Source organism: Streptomyces sp. NBC_00385 (assembly GCF_035917155.1).
GTDB lineage: Bacteria > Actinomycetota > Actinomycetes > Streptomycetales > Streptomycetaceae > Streptomyces > Streptomyces poriferorum.
The window spans coordinates 4,321,812-4,336,424 of sequence record NZ_CP107951.1; the positions used below are offsets into that span (position 1 = coordinate 4,321,812).

Sequence of the window (14,613 nt, forward strand, 5' to 3'; positions counted from 1 at the left end):
CACGCAGTACTCTGGACGGATGGCGGATCACAGCGAGCAGGCGTGCAGGCGGGTGGACGTGGGCATCAGCCGCGTCTTCGAGCTGTTCGGTAAGCGCTGGACCGGGCCGATCGTCTCCGTGCTGATGCAGCAGCCGGTGCACTTCGCCGATCTGCGGCGGGCCATTCCAGGCATCAGTGAGCGCATGCTCTCGGACCGGCTGACCGAACTGGGGGCGGCGGGACTGGTGGTCCGCGAGGTCGACGAGGGGCCGCCGCTGCGGGTGTCGTACCGCTTGACGCAGGCCGGTGCCGCGATGGAGCCCGCCCTCAAGGAACTGGGGAGCTGGGCCGAAACCCATCTGAAGGACGACCTCGGCGGCTGCTAGGGCCTCTCGTCCGGACCTGGCCGGCCCGCGGGGCCCCGCACGCACATCGACAGGCTCGGGCCCGCGTGATGCCGCAGCCGGCCCGAGCCGGAACCCGGGGCTCGGCCACGGACGGGCAGCGGTACCGTCTGCGGCAGTTGATGCTGGACCGGGACGCCGGACGCCGACGGCGGCGCCGGGTGCGGTCGGGGGAGGCTGCGCGCCATGAGCGAGATCGAAGCGACACTGCCGGTACAGCGGGCCGTGAAGGACGGTTCACGCATTCCCGTCGTGCCCGGGTTCGCCCGCCGTGCGGCCCCGGACGACCGGACCGCACCGCTGTCGCCGAGAGAGACCGGCAAGGCGCTGCGCCGGAGTGTGCCCCGCTCCTCCCACGCCTCTCTCGTGCTGCCTGCGGGGCGGCCCGACGCGGTGCGGGCGGTCGAGGAGTCGAATCAGGGCCGGGTGGCGGGTCTCACGCCGATACGGGTGGGACGGATGGCCGCGACGCCGTTCGCCTTCCTTCGGGGTTCGGCGGGCCTGATGGCGCACGACCTGGTGGGGACACCCGTGACCGGGGTGGCCGCTCAGCTCTGCGGCGACGCACACGCGGCGAATTTCGGGCTGTACGGCGACGCCCGCGGCAGCCTGGTCATCGATCTGAACGACTTCGACGAGACCGTGGCCGGCCCCTGGGAGTGGGACCTCAAGCGACTCACCACCTCACTGGTCCTCGCGGGCCGCGAGGCCGGTGCGGACGAGGAGACCTGCCGCAGGGGCGCGTACGACACGGTCGGCGCCTACCGGCGGACCATGCGGCTGCTGGCCCGGCTGCCCGCGCTCGACGCGTGGAACGCCATCGCCGACGAGGAACTGGTCTCGCACACGGACGCGAAGGATCTGCTGGGCACCCTGGAGCGGGTGTCGGAGAAGGCGCGCAACAACACCAGCGCCCGCTTCGCCGCGAAGTCCACCGAGGACTCCGGGGACGGCGGCCGCCGGTTCGTCGACGCGCCGCCGGTGCTGCGCCGGGTGCCGGACGCGGAGGCGGCGGCCGTGGCGGCGGGGCTGGGCGACTATCTGGGCACCGTCTCGGAGGACCGGGTGCCGCTGCTGGCCCGGTACGCGATCCACGACGTGGCGTTCCGGGTGGTCGGCACGGGGAGCGTGGGCACCCGGTCGTACGTGGTGCTGCTGCTGGACCACCGAGGCGAGCCCCTGGTCCTTCAGGTGAAGGAGGCCAGGCCGTCGGTCCTGGCGCCCCATCTGCCCGCCGTGGGCTTCGATGTGCCCGAGACGGTGCACGAGGGGCGCCGGGTGGTGCTGGGGCAGAAGCGGATGCAGGTCGTCAGTGACATCCTGCTGGGCTGGGCGACCGTGCAGGGCCGGCCCTTCCAGGTGCGGCAGTTCAGGAACCGGAAGGGCAGCGTGGACCCTGCGGCGCTGGCGGCCGACCAGGTCGACGACTACGGGCGGATGACGGGTGCGCTGCTGGCGCGGGCCCATGCGCACAGTGCCGATCCGCGGCTGATCGCGGGGTACTGCGGAAAGAGCGACGAGCTCGACGACGCGGTGGCGGCGTTCGCGGTGACCTACGCGGACCGTACCGAGGCGGACCACGCGGACCTGGTGCGGGCGATCGGAGCAGGGCGGATGGCCGCCGAAACGGGGGTGTGAGGTCCGCTGCCCCGACCGTGCGTCCTCGGCACCCCGGCCGTGGCCATACGCTGGACGGGTGACCCACGAAGCCGCCGGGGTGCCGACCACCCGGAACGACGATGCCCTGCAGGACGACGCCCCGCAGGACGAGCGGCCCGGCCCTCCGGCCGGGGCGCAGGCCGAGGCCCAGACGGAGGGGCAAGCGGACGGGCCCGGCGCCGTACGTGATGCCGGTGCGCCCGGTGACGGTGGTGGGGCTGGCGACGGCGGTGCGACCGGTGACGTGACTGCTGGGGCGACTGACGATGCTGGTGCGGGCGGCGCGGCCGGTGAGCAGGCGCGTCCCGAGGCGCGGCTGGCGCATGCCGTGCGGGTGGCCGAGCAGGCACTCATCGAGTTCGAGATCGCGGTGGAGACGTTCCGGGTCGAGGTGGAGAACTTCTCCCGGCTGCACCACCAGCGGCTGGGCCCGATGTACGCACGGCTCGACGAGCTCGACGCACTGATCGCGGAGGCCCGGGCCGCCAGGTCGGGCGACCCGGAGGACCTGCGCAAGGCGCAGGAGGCACGGGCGATCGTGATGCCCATGCCGGGGGTCGACGAGCTGTTCCACGACTGGATCGACTCCGACGGTCTGTCGCCCGAGGCCGCGGCCATGCTGACCGAGCAGCCGGTCCGGCCGCCCAAGCGGGTCCGGCCGACCGACGAGGCACGGAAGCTGTACCGCGAGCTGGCCCGCAAGGCCCATCCGGACCTGGCCCAGGACGAGAAGGAGCGGGCCCGGCGCGACGAGTTCATCACGCGCGTCAACGCCGCCTACGGGCGCGGTGACGAGGCGCTGCTCAGGGAACTGGCCCAGGAGTGGGCGGCCGGACCGGTGGTGCCCCCGGCGGAGCTCAGTGAGGCCGATGAGCTGTATGCCCGGCTGAACTGGCTGACGCAGCGCAAGGAACTGCTGACGGTGCTCGCCCAGGAGCTGGAGCAGAGCGCGATCGGCGCCATGCTGCGGATGGCTCCGGATGATCCGGATCACCTGCTGGAAGAGATCGCCGAGCAGTTGCTGGGCGAGGTCTCGCAGCGTGAGGCCGAGCTGTCAGGTCTGCAGTAGCGTTTCCGGTGACTTCGGTGCGCATGTGAACGAGAGAAGGCATGACCCATGAATTTCGCCCCGCTTCCCGCAGTCGCCGTCACGGCGGTGCCGGCGGACGGCTTCGTGCTGGACGTCCGGGAGGACGACGAGTGGGCGGCCGGGCATGTCGACGGCGCCCTGCACATTCCCATGAGCGACTTCGTGGGCCGGTTCGGTGAACTGACCGAGGCGGTGGAGGACGGCCGGCGCGTGCATGTGATGTGCCGGGTCGGCGGCCGGTCCGCCCAGGTCACCCAGTACCTGGTGCAGCAGGGCATCGACGCCGTGAACATCGACGGCGGCATGCTTGCCTGGGACGGTGCGGGACGCCCGATGGTCACCGACAACGGGGCGCCCGCCTTCGTCGCTTGATCTCCCGGGGCGCCGCCCGGCGTGGTCGAGTGACCTCCCGGAGCCGCGCCCCCGTCCTGTCCGTCCGCTTTCGCTGCCCGGTGGTGTCAGCCGAGGGGGTGAGCGGCCAGCAGGTCGCCCAGTGCCTCCTCGTGCGCCGCTGCCGGGCCGAGGGAGAGCTCGATCTGCTTCGCCCAGGCGTGGAAGCGGTGCAGCGGGTAGTCGGTGTCCGCGCCGAATCCGCCGTGCAGGTGCTGCGCCGTCTGCACGACCCGGCGGACCCCGTCGGACGCCCAGATCTTCGCCACCGCGACATCGCCCGCCGGTGGCAGCGCGCCGGCCCCGCCGACGGCGATCCGCCAGGCCGCCTGCCAGAGGGTCACCTCCATGGCCCGCAGGTCGATGTAGCGGTCCGCGGCCTGCATGGCGACGGCCTGGAAGGTCGCGACGGGGAAGCCGAACTGCTCGCGCTTGCCGGTGTACTGGCTCGTCATGGCCAGTACGGCCTCGCCGAGGCCCAGCGCGAGAGCGCATGTCCCGGTGGTGAGCACGGAACGCAGCCACTCCCAGGCATCGGTGGCGTCGATCAGTCGGCGGGACTCGATCCGGACCGCGTCCAGCCGTACTTCGCCGAAGAGTTCACCGTTGGTGGAGACCTGCTCCGCGATGGTGACACCGTCGTCGTCGCGGCGGATCAGGGCCAGCACGGCGCGGCCGTCCCCGGCATGGGCGGGCACCGCGATCCAGTCCGCTGCCTGGGCCCACGGCACTGCCGACTGGACGCCGTCCAGTACCCAGGATGTGCCCGCGTTGTTGTTCCTGCCGCTGCCGCTGCCGCTGCCGCTGCGGCCGTCTTCGTCTACGTCGCCGTCCGGCCGTGCGGTGACGGCGAGTTCGGCCGGGTCGTGGCCGGTGCGGCCGTTGGTGCCGACGGTGAGAACCAGGTCCCCCCGGCCGATCCGGGGCAGCAACTCGGCCGCCAGTTCCTGGTCGCCGTAACGCTGGACCGCCATGGCGACCGCGCACGTCTCCAGCAGCGGAACCCGGGCGAGAACCTTCGCGGACTCGCGCAGCACCAGGCAGAGCGCGACCAGGTCGAGGCCCGCGCCGCCATGTTCCGGAGCCAGCGTCAGGCTCAGCAGGTCGCCGGAGGCCAGCCCGGCCCACAGCGGTCGGTCGATGTCCTCGGCGACCGCTCCCGGGACGAGAGCGGGGCTGGGCACCGCATCGGGGGCGACGCCCGAGAAGACCGCCTGCGCTGCCTCGGTGGCTGCCTGTTGTTCCTCGGTGAAGGTGAAGTCCACTGTCCTGGCCTCCCGCGAACCGCTGTGCCCTTAGCCCGACCTGACGGAGCGTCAAGATAGAACAGGTTCTACAAGAAGGGAACAGGCCGGGCGTGGTGCGAGGTGTGGGGTGCGCGCCGCCGTAGGTCAGCGGTCGAAGTCGAGCTCCACCTCCCCCGTCACCGGATGGGACTGACAGGCCAGCACATACCCCGCGTCCGTCTCCTCGGGCTCCAGGGCGAAGTTGCGGTCCATCCGCACCTCTCCCGAGACCAGGAAGGCCCGGCAGGTTCCGCAGACCCCGCCCTTGCAGGCGTACGGCGCGTCGGAACGGCTGCGCAGCACCGTCTCCAGGAGGGAATCGCCCTCCAGTACCGGCCAGGTGCCCGAGCGGCCGTCCAGGGTCGCGGTGAGCGTGCTGTGTGCCGAAGCCTCGACCCGAGGCCGCGCGGAGGCGCCCGGGCCGTCCTCGACGTGGAAGATCTCCTGGTGGATGCGGGTCCGGTCGACGCCCAGACCGTGCAGCGCGCCTTCGGCGGCCCGGACCAGGCCGAGCGGACCGCACAGGTACCAGCCCTCGATCTCGGCCACCGGGAGCAGGGCCGGCAGCAGTCCGGTGAGTCTGTCGCGATCGAGCCTGCCGGAGGGAAGGCCTGCCTGCTGTTCCTCCCGGGACAGCGCGGTGACCAGCTGGAACCGGTCCGGGTAGCGGTCCTTGAGGTCGGCGACCTCGTCCAGGAACATGGTCGAGGCGGCGGTCCGGTCGCTCCGGATCAGGCAGAACGAGGCGTCGGCCTCGCGGGCCAGCAGGGTCGCCGCGATGGACAGCACCGGGGTGATGCCGCTCCCCCCGACGATCGCCGCGAACTGGCCGGCGCGCGGCGCGAGCACGAAGCGGCCCATCGGAGGCATCGCCTCGACCTGGTCGCCGACCGCCAGTTCCTTGAGTGCGTACGTGGAGAAAGCACCGCCGTCGACGAGCCGGATGCCCACGCGAAGCGCGGGTTCGGCCGGCTGTTCGGTGGCCGGTGCGCAGATCGAGTAAGAGCGGCGGATCTCCTCGCCGTCGACTGTGTAGCGGACGTTGAGATGCTGACCGGGCTGGTGGCGGAAGGTCTCGCGCAGCTTCGGCGGAACGGCGAAGGTGACGGCCACCGAATCGTCCGTGAGCCGCTCGATCGCGCTGACCCGGAGCGGATGGAACATCTACAACTCCTTGAAGTGGTCGAACGGTTCACGGCACGACACACACCGGCGCAGCGCCTTGCAGGCGGTCGACGAGAACCGGCTCAGAAGCTCCGTGTCGGTCGAGCCGCAGTGCGGACAGCGCACCGACAGGGCGACGGGTACGGGTGCTGCCCCCGCGGAGGCGGTCGCGGCGTCGTGCGGCCGTGGAGGCGCGATACCGAACTCGGCGAGCTTGCGCCGGCCCTCCGCGCTGATGTCGTCCGTGGACCAGGCCGGGGAGAGGACGGTGACCACGGAGACCTCGGTCATGCCGTGGTCGTACAGCACGCGCTCGATGTCCGTGGACATGGTCTCTATCGCGGGGCAGCCGGTGTAGGTCGGGGTGAGCCGGACCGTGACGCGGCCGGGTGCGAGCACCTCCACCCCCCGGAGCACACCCAGCTCCTCCAGGGTCAGTACGGGCAGTTCCGGATCGGGGACGGAGCCCGCGAGGCTGCGCAGCTCCTCCTCCAGAGGTGTCCAGGTCACCATGACGCCCCCGGGTGGCTGCGGTGCAGGTGCTGCATCTCGGCGATCATCAGGCCGAAGGGTTCCGTGTGGATGCCCTGCCGGCCGGCACCTGCTGTCCAGGCGCCGGTCTGCGGTCCGGTCGGCACGGTCAGCGTGGCCCGCTCCAGCACGGTGGTGAGGGAGTCCAGCCAGCGGCTGTGCAGTGCCTGCCAGTCCACGTCGACTCCCTCGACGGGCTGGAACAGCTCGCCGGTGTAACGCCACAGGGCGTCCACTCCGTGCTGCATGCGTGCGTGGCTCTCGGCCGTACCGTCCCCGAGGCGCAGGGTCCACTGCTCGGCGTGGTCGCGGTGGTAGGCGACCTCCTTGACGGCCTTGGCCGCCAGACCGGCGAACTCGCCGCCCCCGGCCGCCAGCTGTTCGTACAGGCCGTGCTGGTGGACCGAGAAGTACAGCTGACGGGCGATGGTGTGGGCGAAGTCGCCGTTGGGCTGCTCGACCAGCTGAACGTTGCGAAAGGCGCGTTCCTCGCGCAGATACGCCAGTTCGTCCTCGTCGCCCGCCAGGGAGAGCAGGATCCGGGCCTGGCCCAGGAGGTCCAGGGCGATGTTGGCGAGGGCCACCTCCTCCTCCAGTACGGGGGCGTGGCCCGCCCACTCACCCAGCCGGTGCGACAGCACCAGCGCGTCGTCGCCGAGAGCGAGGGCCGCGGTCACAGGTGCTTCACCCCGTCCGGGATGGCGTAGAAGGTCGGGTGCCGGTAGGGCTTGTCACCCGCCGGTTCGAAGAACGTGTCCTTCTCGTCCGGCGAGGACGCCGTGATCTGGCTGGAGGGCACCACCCAGAGGGAGACGCCCTCGGAGCGGCGGGTGTAGAGATCGCGTGCGTTGCGCAGGGCCATCTCGGCATCCGGGGCGTGCAGGCTGCCGGCGTGGGTGTGCGAGAGCCCGCGCCGCGAGCGCACGAACACCTCCCACAGCGGCCAGTCGGTCGAACTGCTCATGCTGTCGCCTCCCCGTTCGGTACAGCCGTCTTCGGTACAGCCGGGCTCAGTGCTTCTGTTTTCGGTGCGTCCGTGTGCTTCTGTGCGTATGCGGCGGCCGCGTCCCGGACCCAGGCGCCTTCCTCGTGGGCCCGGCGGCGCTGGGTGAGGCGCTGTTCGTTGCACGGCCCGTTGCCCTTCAGGACCTCCTGGAACTCCGTCCAGTCGATCGCCCCGAAGTCATGCTGACCGCGCTCCTCGTTCCACCGGAGGTCCGGGTCGGGGAGCGCGAGGCCCAGGACCTCGGCCTGCGGGACACAGATGTCCACGAAGCGCTGCCGCAGCTCGTCGTTGGAATGCCGCTTGATCTTCCAGGTCATCGACTGCGCGGAATGCGACGAGGCGTCGTCCGGCGGGCCGAACATCATCAGGGACGGCCACCACCAGCGATTCACGGCGTCCTGCGCCATCTCGTGCTGCGCGGGTGTCCCGTGGCTGAGCGCGAGCAGCAGTTCGTAGCCCTGGCGCTGGTGGAAGGACTCCTCCTTGCAGATGCGGACCATGGCCCGGGCGTAGGGGCCGTAGGAGCAGCGGCAGAGAGGGACCTGGTTGGTGATCGCCGCGCCGTCCACGAGCCAGCCGATGGCGCCGACGTCCGCCCAGGTCAGGGTCGGGTAGTTGAAGATCGAGGAATACCGCTGGCGGCCCGCGTGCAGCTTGTCGAGCAGCTCCTCGCGGCCTGTGCCGAGGGTCTCAGCGGCGCTGTAGAGATACAGGCCGTGCCCCGCCTCGTCCTGCACCTTGGCCATCAGGATGGCCTTGCGGCGCAGCGAGGGGGCGCGGGTGATCCAGTTTGCCTCCGGCTGCATGCCGATGATCTCGGAATGGGCGTGCTGGGCCATTTGCCTGACCAGCGAGGCGCGATAGGCGTCGGGCATCCAGTCGCGTGGCTCGATGCGCTCGTCGGCCGCGACCGCGGCGTCGAAGGCTGCCTCCAGGGCCCCGTCCGCCCCATCGGTACTGCCTGCTGCCGCCTGCGCTGTCTGGCCCGCAGTCACTGCCGCCATCCCGGACTCCCTACCGACCGATCGTTCGGTTCAATGTCTTCAATGGTGAGTCTGCGGCCCGTAGGGTGTCAACCCTGTGGATAACTGACCGGGATCGACGGGGATCGGGGCGGGATGGATTCGTACGACGACAAGGGCGTCGGCGGGGGCGTCGGTGGGAGCGTCGACGGGGGCGTCAGCGAGGGGGACGGGAGCGGGACCGGCCCTGATCCGCGGACCGTTCCCGAGCCGCGCGTCGGTATGGCCGGGCTCTCGTTTCCGTACCAGGTCGTCGCCGCTGTGGCGCTGTCCGTGATCGGGCTCATCGCCTGCGTGCAGCTGGCGATGGTGTTCCTGCACGTCGCCCCCTCCAACACGCTGACCAAGCAGCACGGCGAGGCGGTCGACCAGTGGATCTATCCCGAGTTCGAGCAGAACTGGAAGCTCTTCGCGCCCAATCCCCTGCAGCAGAACATCGCCGTGCACGTGCGCGCCGAGATATCCGGCCCCGACAAGCGTCGGACCACCCCCTGGATGAGCCTGTCGGGCGAGGACGGCAAGGCGATACGCGGCAATCCGCTGCCCAGCCATGTCCAGCAGAACGAACTCCGCCGGGGCTGGGACTTCTATCTCGGCTCGCACGACAGCCAGAACCGGGCCAACGGACTGCGCGGCAAACTCTCCGAGCAGTACATTCGGCGCATCGTGATGCTGCGCCTCAGTGAGCACGACTACGGCGGCGACGTCCTGAGGATCCAGGTCCGTTCCGAGACACGTTCCGTGGCGGCCCCCGTGTGGAGCAGCGAGAAGATCAGCACCAAGCCGTCCTACCGGGTACTGCCCTGGTGGACCGTCACCGCGGCCGATCTCCCGGAGGGCTCGGCCACCTCCAAGGAGGCGGACCAGTGAGCACACCCGGCTCCGACCGCACGCTCGCACGCGGTATCCAGCGCGTCACGGCCGCTTCTCTGGGGCCGTACCAGAGCGCCGTCATCCGGATCGGCATCTCCGCCACGTACTTCCTGTTCCTGCTGCGCGAGATTCCGCACCGTCACGAGATGTACGGCCCCGAGGCCCCGTGGCGCTGGGACATGGCGCAGCAGCTCATTTCCGGGAACCAGGCCTTCACCACACTGATGTGGTCGGACAGCGCTGTCTGGTTCGAGATCGTGTACGGGCTGGCGCTGGTCGCCTCCGCGCTGCTGATCGTGGGCTGGCATACCCGGGCGATGTCCGTCCTCTTCATGGTCGGCGTGCTCTCGCTGCAGAACCGCAGCATCTTCATGGGTGACGGCGGCGACAACGTCATCCACCTGATGGCGATCTACCTCGTACTGACGCGATGCGGTCAGGTCTGGTCCCTGGACGCCCGCCGTGCACGGCGGGCGTCCGGCGCGGACCCCGCACCACGCGGTGCGGGTGTGGCGGGTCCGCTGCTGTGGGTGGCTTTCGGAGCGGTCCTCTGCGGTGCCACGGTGACGGACAGCCTGGGCGGGACCACCTGGCTGCCGGTCTTCTTCTGGATCCTGTGGATCGGCCACGGCGCCTGGTGGGCCGTGAACCGGTACGCACCGGACAGCGAGCCGCGCACTCTGCTCGACGTCATCGCCAACCTCGCCCACAACGCCACACTCGTCGTGATCATGGCCGAGGTCTGCATGATCTACGCGACCGCGGGCTGGTACAAGATCCAGGGGTCGCGCTGGCAGGACGGCACGGCGCTCTACTACCCGCTCAATCTCGACTACTTCACCCCGTGGCCCGGGCTCTCCGACCTTCTCGCGGCGAGCGGTCTGATGGTCATGGTGCTGACGTATGCCACCGTTGCCGTGCAGGTCGCCTTCCCCTTCACCCTTTTCAACCGGCGCGTCAAGAACGTGCTGCTCGTCCTGATGATCTGCGAGCACGCGGGTATCGCCCTGCTGCTGGGGCTCCCCTTCTTCTCGATGGCCATGATCGCCGCGGACGCCGTCTTCCTGCCGACCGTCTTCCTGATGTGGCTCGGAGGACAGACGGCACACGGGCGGGATCTGCTCCTGCGGCGGCGCGGCAAGGTGCCGGGGCCGCGGGACGGTGCGGAGGCGGAGGACGGTGTCGGCGTGGAGGACGGTGCCGGTGCCGGCACCGGTGCCGATGCTGGTGCTGATGTCGGTGCCGAGGACCGGGAGGCACCGCAGCGCCGCGACGGCGGGGGCCATACGCTCGTCGGGTGAGCAGCGAGACAGGCAGTACAGGCAGCACCGACGGTGCGGGTGGGGCGGCCGACCCGCCCGCGGCGCCGGCTACGGACGATCCGGCGCAGTACGACGAGGGGTTCGGTACGGAGATCGGCGTCGGGCCCCATCCGCTGCCCTGGCCCGTGGGCGAGCGGTACGACCCCGAGCTGCTCGCCCACGGCGACCGGCGCAATGTGGGCGATGAGTACCGCTACTGGACCCGGGAGGCGATCGTCGCCGATCTCGACCTGCGGCGGCACGACTTTCACGTGGCGGTGGAGAACTGGGGCCACGACTTCAACATCGGTTCCGTCGTACGCACCGCGAACGCCTTCCTCGCCAAGGAGGTGCACATCGTGGGGCGGCGGCGCTGGAACCGTCGCGGAGCGATGGTCACCGACCGCTACCAGCATGTCCGTCACCACCCGGACACCGCGGATCTGACCGCCTGGGCGGCGTCCGAAGGGCTGCCGATCATCGGTATCGACAATCTTCCGGGCGCGGTGCCGCTGGAGCGGATCGAGCTGCCGCGGCGGTGTGTGCTGCTCTTCGGGCAGGAGGGGCCCGGTCTGACCGAGGAGGCGCGCAAGCACGCCTCGATGGTGTGCTCGATCGCGCAGTTCGGGTCGACGCGGTCGATCAACGCGGGGGCTGCGGCGGCGATTGCGATGCATGCGTGGGTGCAGCGGTACGCGGATATTCCGGGCGGCGGGGCGTAGGGCTCCGCCCAGGGGGCCGGGGCGCCGGTTGAGGGGGCGTGCGGGGAGGGGGCGCGCCTGCGGCGGGCCTTGTCCCTCCCCGCCCCTTCCCGCAACCGGGGCTCCGCCCCGGACCCCGCTCCTCAAACGCCGGAGGGGCTGAAGAGGGGGGTCAGCGCTGGCGGCGGACTTCCAGGGTGCGGAAGCGGTTCGAGACGAATGCGCCGTCGCACAGGGCCGCGTTCGCTGCCGGGTTTCCTCCCGATCCGTGGAAGTCGGAGAACGCCGCCGTCTGGTTGACGTACACCCCGCCGGTCAGATTCAGGGAGAGCTGGGCCGACTCGTCCAGGCAGACGTCCTCCACCGCACGCTCCACCTCCGGTGAGGTGGTGTACGCGCCGACCGTCATCGCGCCCTTTTCGCGGATCGTACGGCGCAGCAGTTCCACCGCCTCCGCCGTCGAGTCGACGGCGACCGCGAACGAGACCGGGCCGAAGCACTCCGACAGGTAGGGCGAGTCCTCGTCCGGCTTGCTGCCGTCGAGCTTGACGATCAGCGGGGTGCGGACGACTGCTTCCGGGAAGTCCGGGTTGGCCACCTCCCGCGAAGGCAGTGCCACCTCTCCCAGCTGTGCGGCCGCCTCCAGGCGGGCCTTCACATCCGGGTTGACCAGGGCGCCGAGCAGGCCGTTCGCCCGGGCGTCGTCGCCGAGGAGTCCGGTGACGCCGGCGGCGATGTCCGTGACCACGTCGTCGTACGACTTGTCGCCGACATCCGTCGTGATGCCGTCCCGGGGGATCAGGAGGTTCTGCGGGGTGGTGCACATCTGGCCGCTGTAGAGGGAGAGCGAGAACGCCAGGTTGGCCAGCATGCCTCGGTAGTCGTCCGTGGAGTCGACGACGATCGTGTTGACGCCGGCCTTCTCCGTGTACACCTGGGCCTGGCGCGCGTTGGCTTCCAGCCAGTCACCGAACGCGGTGGAACCGGTGTAGTCGATGATCCGGATCTCCGGACGGACCGCCAGGGTCTTGGCGATGCCCTCGCCCGGACGCTCGGCGGCCAGCGCGACCAGGTTGGGGTCGAAGCCCGCTTCCCTGAGGACCTCGCGCGCCAGCTGCACGGTCAGGGCCAGCGGGAGCACGGCCCGGGGGTGCGGCTTGACCAGGACCGGATTGCCGGTGGCCAGGGAGGCGAAGAGGCCCGGGTAGCCGTTCCACGTGGGGAAGGTGTTGCAGCCGATCAGCAGGGAGATGCCGCGCCCTGCCGCGGTGAACGTCTTGTGCAGGTCGATCGGGTCGCGCTTGCCCTGCGGCTTCGACCAGTCGGCGGTCCGGGGCGCGCGCATCTGCTCCTCGTACGCGTACGCCACCGCCTCCAGACCGCGGTCCTGGGCGTGCGGTCCGCCGGCCTGGAACGCCATCATGAAGGCCTGGCCGCTGGTGTGCATCACCGCGTGGCCGAACTCATGGGTGCGGGCGTTGATCCGCGCCAGGACCTCCAGGCAGACCAGGGCCCTGGTCTCCGGGCCGGCCTCGCGCCAGGCGGGCATAGCGGCACGCATCGCCGGGAGCAGTACGTCGAGGTCGGCGTGCGGATACTCGACGGCCAGCTCCGGGCCGTACGGAGAGATCTCGCCGCCCGTCCAGCCGTCGGTGCCCGGCTGGTCCAGGTCGAGACGGGTGTGCAGCACGGCGTCGAAGGCGGCCTTGCCCTCGGCGGCTCCCAGGCTTCCGGGGGCGCCGCCCTCGCCGTAGGCCTTCGGGTGCTCGGGGTGCGGCGACCAGTAGGCGCGCGTGCGGATCGCGTCGAGGGCCCGGTCGAGCGTGGGGCGGTGCCTCTCGGACAGCAGGTGCGGGGAGAGCTCGGCGGCCATGACGGACCAACTCCTCATCGAGCTGGGCAGGGACGGGCGGACAGAGTTAGAGTAACCGAACGATCGGTCGGGACAAGGGGGCCCGCGAAACCTGTGGATAAGACCGCCCCCATTTGCCGGTCGGTCCGACTCGTAGGGGAGGATCGCGGGCATGACCACGGCCAAGCGGGACACGTACACCCCGGAGACTCTGCTCACCGTCGCCGTCCGTGTCTTCAACGAGCGCGGTTACGACGGCACCTCGATGGAGCACCTGTCCAAGGCGGCGGGCATCTCGAAGTCGTCCATCTATCACCATGTCGCAGGCAAGGAAGAGCTGCTGCGGCGCGCGGTCAGCCGGGCACTGGACGGGCTCTTCGGAATCCTCGACGAGCCGGGCGCGACCCGGGGCCGTGCGATCGAGCGCGTCGAGTACGTCACGCGTCGGACCGTCGAGGTGCTGATAGCCGAACTGCCCTACGTCACGCTGCTGCTGCGGGTGCGGGGCAACACGAAGACCGAGCGCTGGGCCCTGGAACGGCGCCGTGAGTTCGACCAGCGCGTGGCCGATCTGCTCAAGGCGGCGGTCGCGGACGGCGACCTCCGCTCCGACGTGGACATACGGCTCGCGACGCGGCTGTTGTTCGGGATGGTCAATTCGCTCGTGGAGTGGTTCCGGCCGCTGCCGGACGGCGGCGCGGAGGGGGAGCGGCTCGCCGACACGGTCGTGCAGCTGGCCTTCGAAGGCATGAAGTCCAGCCGCTGAGCCCCAGGGCTGAGCCGGTGGCATGAAGTCCAGCCGCTGAGCCTCAGGGCCGGAGCCGGTGGCCGGGGTGTCCTTACTCAGGTGAGTTCCGTGGGCCGGTCGGAGCCCGGGGTCAGGTCCGTCTCCTCGAACACCAGCAGGGTGCGGGTGGAAAGCACCTCCGGAATGGCCTGGATCCTCGTCAGGACCAGCTCGCGCAGTGACCGGTTGTCCGGGGTGTGCACCAGCAGCAGGACGTCGAAATCGCCGCTGACCAGTGCGATGTGCGTGGCGCCCGGCAATGCCTGGAGCTGCTCCCGCACGGTGCGCCAGGAGTTCTGGACGATCTTGAGCGTGATGTATGCGGAGGCCCCCTGCCCCGCCCGCTCGTGGTTCACCCGTGCGCCGAAGCCGCGGATCACGCCGTCGTCGATGAGCCGGTTGATGCGGGCGTACGCATTGGCCCGCGAGACGTGGACGCGGTCGGCGACCGACCGTATCGAGGCGCGGCCGTCCGTCTGGAGCAGTCGGAGGATGGCGCCGTCGATGGCGTCGAGCGGGCGTGCCGGGGGAATCCTGCCCGGCTCCTCGCCCCCGTCGGCCATTTG

Annotated in this window: 16 protein-coding genes; 8 read left to right on the plus strand and 8 right to left on the minus strand. The window is 70.7% G+C overall.

The window, feature by feature from the left end; genetic code table 11:
- Nucleotides 1-19: 19 nt before the first annotated feature.
- From OG959_RS19245 to OG959_RS19260, 4 genes are all read left to right on the plus strand, one after another.
- Nucleotides 20-367, plus strand: a complete 348-nt coding sequence (locus OG959_RS19245) for a winged helix-turn-helix transcriptional regulator (RefSeq protein ID WP_326660046.1) — start codon at nt 20-22, stop codon at nt 365-367.
- Nucleotides 368-571: 204 nt separating this feature from the next.
- Nucleotides 572-2,023, plus strand: a complete 1,452-nt coding sequence (locus OG959_RS19250) for a DUF2252 domain-containing protein (protein ID WP_326660048.1) — start codon at nt 572-574, stop codon at nt 2,021-2,023.
- A 58-nt stretch (nt 2,024-2,081) separates the two neighbouring features.
- Entirely contained in the window at nt 2,082-3,113 is a 1,032-nt protein-coding gene (locus tag OG959_RS19255; protein ID WP_326660050.1) for a J domain-containing protein, read from the plus strand.
- A gap of 48 nt (nt 3,114-3,161) precedes the next feature.
- Complete coding sequence (locus OG959_RS19260) at nt 3,162-3,506, plus strand: rhodanese-like domain-containing protein (RefSeq protein ID WP_326660052.1); 345 nt, start codon at nt 3,162-3,164, stop codon at nt 3,504-3,506.
- Between the two features lie 86 nt (nt 3,507-3,592).
- Here OG959_RS19260 and OG959_RS19265 read toward each other — a convergent pair whose 3' ends face one another.
- The 6 genes from OG959_RS19265 to paaA all read right to left on the minus strand — a co-directional run bounded on the left by OG959_RS19265 (nt 3,593) and on the right by paaA (nt 8,515).
- On the minus strand, nt 3,593-4,789 hold the full coding sequence (locus OG959_RS19265; RefSeq protein WP_326660054.1) for an acyl-CoA dehydrogenase family protein: 1,197 nt from the start codon (nt 4,787-4,789) through the stop codon (nt 3,593-3,595).
- A gap of 126 nt (nt 4,790-4,915) precedes the next feature.
- Entirely contained in the window at nt 4,916-5,974 is a 1,059-nt protein-coding gene (locus OG959_RS19270; RefSeq protein WP_326660056.1) for a 2Fe-2S iron-sulfur cluster-binding protein, read from the minus strand.
- Nucleotides 5,975-6,487: a 1,2-phenylacetyl-CoA epoxidase subunit PaaD gene (gene paaD, locus OG959_RS19275; protein ID WP_326660058.1), complete on the minus strand. Its 513-nt coding sequence runs from the start codon at nt 6,485-6,487 to the stop codon at nt 5,975-5,977.
- A complete protein-coding gene (gene paaC, locus OG959_RS19280; protein WP_326660060.1) occupies nt 6,481-7,182 on the minus strand; it encodes a 1,2-phenylacetyl-CoA epoxidase subunit PaaC in 702 nt (233 codons plus the stop codon). The genes paaD and paaC overlap by 7 nt, the downstream gene beginning before the upstream one ends.
- Nucleotides 7,179-7,469, minus strand: coding sequence for a 1,2-phenylacetyl-CoA epoxidase subunit PaaB (gene paaB / locus OG959_RS19285; RefSeq protein ID WP_219572877.1), 291 nt, complete (start codon nt 7,467-7,469; stop codon nt 7,179-7,181). The genes paaC and paaB overlap by 4 nt, the downstream gene beginning before the upstream one ends.
- Complete coding sequence (paaA, locus tag OG959_RS19290; RefSeq protein ID WP_326660063.1) at nt 7,466-8,515, minus strand: 1,2-phenylacetyl-CoA epoxidase subunit PaaA; 1,050 nt, start codon at nt 8,513-8,515, stop codon at nt 7,466-7,468. Before paaA ends, paaB begins: the two co-directional genes overlap by 4 nt.
- 114 nt (nt 8,516-8,629) lie before the next feature.
- Here paaA and OG959_RS19295 point away from each other — a divergent pair, with 114 nt between their 5' ends.
- Genes OG959_RS19295 through OG959_RS19305 form a run of 3 tightly spaced genes read left to right on the plus strand, consistent with a single transcriptional unit; the run spans nt 8,630 to nt 11,429 of the window.
- On the plus strand, nt 8,630-9,403 hold the full coding sequence (locus OG959_RS19295; RefSeq protein ID WP_326660065.1) for a DUF5819 family protein: 774 nt from the start codon (nt 8,630-8,632) through the stop codon (nt 9,401-9,403).
- Nucleotides 9,400-10,707 (plus strand): HTTM domain-containing protein, encoded by a 1,308-nt coding sequence (locus OG959_RS19300; protein ID WP_326660066.1) that lies wholly within the window; start codon nt 9,400-9,402, stop codon nt 10,705-10,707. Before OG959_RS19295 ends, OG959_RS19300 begins: the two co-directional genes overlap by 4 nt.
- A complete protein-coding gene (locus OG959_RS19305; protein WP_326660068.1) occupies nt 10,704-11,429 on the plus strand; it encodes a TrmH family RNA methyltransferase in 726 nt (241 codons plus the stop codon). The genes OG959_RS19300 and OG959_RS19305 overlap by 4 nt, the downstream gene beginning before the upstream one ends.
- A 151-nt stretch (nt 11,430-11,580) precedes the next feature.
- Here OG959_RS19305 and paaN read toward each other — a convergent pair whose 3' ends face one another.
- Nucleotides 11,581-13,281, minus strand: coding sequence for a phenylacetic acid degradation protein PaaN (gene paaN / locus OG959_RS19310; RefSeq protein ID WP_326660070.1), 1,701 nt, complete (start codon nt 13,279-13,281; stop codon nt 11,581-11,583).
- 151 nt (nt 13,282-13,432) lie between these two features.
- Here paaN and OG959_RS19315 point away from each other — a divergent pair, with 151 nt between their 5' ends.
- On the plus strand, nt 13,433-14,026 hold the full coding sequence (locus OG959_RS19315; RefSeq protein ID WP_326660072.1) for a TetR/AcrR family transcriptional regulator: 594 nt from the start codon (nt 13,433-13,435) through the stop codon (nt 14,024-14,026).
- Between the two features lie 77 nt (nt 14,027-14,103).
- Here the strand turns inward: OG959_RS19315 and OG959_RS19320 are convergent, their stop codons facing one another.
- A complete protein-coding gene (locus OG959_RS19320) occupies nt 14,104-14,610 on the minus strand; it encodes an Lrp/AsnC family transcriptional regulator (RefSeq protein ID WP_148022057.1) in 507 nt (168 codons plus the stop codon).
- Nucleotides 14,611-14,613: the final 3 nt, after the last annotated feature.

Bases quoted from the DNA above. Each gene is read 5' to 3' on its own strand.
- OG959_RS19245 (WP_326660046.1), top strand. From the start codon at position 20: ATGGCGGATCACAGCGAGCAGGCGTGCAGGCGGGTGGACGTGGGCATC.
- OG959_RS19250 (WP_326660048.1), top strand. From the start codon at position 572: ATGAGCGAGATCGAAGCGACACTGCCGGTACAGCGGGCCGTGAAGGAC.
- OG959_RS19260 (WP_326660052.1), top strand. From the start codon at position 3,162: ATGAATTTCGCCCCGCTTCCCGCAGTCGCCGTCACGGCGGTGCCGGCG.
- OG959_RS19270 (WP_326660056.1), bottom strand. From the start codon at position 5,974: ATGTTCCATCCGCTCCGGGTCAGCGCGATCGAGCGGCTCACGGACGAT.
- paaD (WP_326660058.1), bottom strand. From the start codon at position 6,487: ATGGTGACCTGGACACCTCTGGAGGAGGAGCTGCGCAGCCTCGCGGGC.
- paaB (WP_219572877.1), bottom strand. From the start codon at position 7,469: ATGAGCAGTTCGACCGACTGGCCGCTGTGGGAGGTGTTCGTGCGCTCG.
- paaA (WP_326660063.1), bottom strand. From the start codon at position 8,515: ATGGCGGCAGTGACTGCGGGCCAGACAGCGCAGGCGGCAGCAGGCAGT.
- OG959_RS19295 (WP_326660065.1), top strand. From the start codon at position 8,630: ATGGATTCGTACGACGACAAGGGCGTCGGCGGGGGCGTCGGTGGGAGC.
- paaN (WP_326660070.1), bottom strand. From the start codon at position 13,281: ATGGCCGCCGAGCTCTCCCCGCACCTGCTGTCCGAGAGGCACCGCCCC.
- OG959_RS19315 (WP_326660072.1), top strand. From the start codon at position 13,433: ATGACCACGGCCAAGCGGGACACGTACACCCCGGAGACTCTGCTCACC.
- OG959_RS19320 (WP_148022057.1), bottom strand. From the start codon at position 14,610: ATGGCCGACGGGGGCGAGGAGCCGGGCAGGATTCCCCCGGCACGCCCG.